Annotated in this window: 1 pseudogene; it reads left to right on the top strand. The window is 74.4% G+C overall.

Annotated features, from left to right (window positions below):
• Window positions 1-767 (top strand): annotated as a pseudogene (locus P1P70_RS45330) (alpha-galactosidase); the annotation flags it as partial.

Raw genomic sequence — 767 nt, 5'->3', positions numbered from 1 at the left:
ACAGGGGCGGGGCGACGGGTGGGCCGACCGGTCCCGATCACGTGGGCACGGCCTTCGCCTGGGGGCATCCGGCCGTCGAGAGCCTGTTCGCGACGGCCGCGGACGGAACACTGCGGCTGGTCCGGCTCGGCCCCGACGGGGACACCGTGGATCCCGAAACCGCCCTCCCTCTCATCGAGTTGACCGCGTTCGGGCACGGCAGCGGGTGGTCCGGGCCGCGCTTCACGGGGACGGCGTTCGGGGCGAGGCTCGTCTACCGGGGGCACCGCGGTGAGGTGGGCGTGCGTGCCGGCGACGGTGGCGGTGGCGGTGCCCGCGAGGGTGGCGGTCACGGTGGCGGCGACTGGGAGCGGTTGACCGTCGAACTGCACGATCCTGCGACCGGGTTGACCGCGTTCGTCGAGCTGTCCTCCCCCGCCGGGGTCGCCGTTCTCCGCTCCCGGGTGCGGCTGTACAACGACGGCGACGAGCCCCTTGTCGTGCAGTCCGTCAGCAGCCTTCTCCTCGGCGGGCTGCCCTCCCCCGATGTGCTCGACGTGCACCGGGCGCGCAACGACTGGCTCGCGGAGTGCCGTTGGTACGCCGAGCCGCTGCGGGCGACGGTCGCCGACATCAGCGTCGACGCCCATCAGCACGACAGCCGGGCGGCGCTCGTCCTCACCGGGCGCGGGAGTTGGCCCAGCGACGGGCATCTGGCGATGGGGGCGCTCACGGAACGGGGTGGAGCGGCAGCCGGGGGCAGGGGCGAGGCCGAGGCCGGAGAGAGG

This window comes from Streptomyces sp. MB09-02B (genome assembly GCF_033794485.1).
GTDB lineage: Bacteria > Actinomycetota > Actinomycetes > Streptomycetales > Streptomycetaceae > Streptomyces.
Note: the sequence above shows the minus strand (reverse complement) of the source record. Positions and strands in the feature narration are given on the sequence as shown.